The organism is Microbacterium testaceum, from assembly GCF_020781835.1.
In the GTDB taxonomy this organism is placed as follows: domain Bacteria; phylum Actinomycetota; class Actinomycetes; order Actinomycetales; family Microbacteriaceae; genus Microbacterium; species Microbacterium testaceum_H.
The window spans coordinates 1-896 of sequence record NZ_JAJGNJ010000040.1 but is presented as its reverse complement, the minus strand read 5'-3'; the positions used below and the strand labels follow the sequence as shown (position 1 = coordinate 896).

At 67.2% G+C, this 896-nt stretch carries 1 pseudogene; it reads right to left on the bottom strand.

The annotated features are described in order from the left end of the window. A pseudogene (locus LL239_RS17515) lies at positions 1–896 on the bottom strand (IS3 family transposase); the annotation flags it as partial.

Below are 896 nucleotides of genomic sequence, written 5' to 3'. Positions count from 1 at the left end.
TGTGAGTCGTCGGTTTCCATTTGATGGGTGCACTGTCGAGCGTACTCGACTGGGGGTAGGTAGCCGAGCGAGGAGTGCCGGCGGTGATGGTTGTACTCGTCCTTCCAGTCGCCGATCACGACCTGCGCGTGCAGTAGCGAATAGAAGCTGTTGATGTTGAGGCACTCGTCGCGGATCCGGCTGTTGAACGACTCGACGTACCCGTTGCGCCACGGCGAGCCCGGAGGAATGTAGCTCAAGCCGGTGCGGGTGCCGGCCCAGTCGGCCATCGCTTCGCTGATGAACTCCGGCCCGTTGTCCGACCTGAGCACCGCCGGGGCGCCCCGGGCGGCGACGAGGTCCTCGAGGTGGGCGGTGAGTCGGTCGGCGGTAATCGAGCGCTCCACGAGGCCGCCGATGCACTCCCGGGTGTGTTCGTCGACGATGGAGCAGATCTTGATCGGTCGGCCGTGATCGTCGGCATCGAACTGAAAGTCCACCGCCCACACCACGTTCGGCGCATCCGCCGTCGGCGCGTCGACGGTCGAGGACCCGACGCGTTTGCGGCGACGCCGCTGCGGGACGCGCAGTCCCTCCTCGCGCCACAGCCGTTGGATCTTCTTGTGGTTCACCACCCACTCCTCGGCGCGGGCGTCGTGATACGCCCGCCGATACCCGTAGCGGGGATGGTTCTTCGCCCAGGCGCGCAGCCAGTCCCGCAGCGCCATGTCCGGATCGTCGGTGGTTTCGCCCTTGAGCGGGCGCCGGTATGCGGAGCGTGAGAGCCCGGCCAGGCGGCACGCCATCCGTTCGCTCACCTGCAGTGTCCTGAGCAGGTGCGAGACGGCGGCGCGACGTCTGCCCGGGCCTAGAAGTTTCCCTCAGCCAACTCCTTCAGCGCCGCCTTCTCCAGCTCC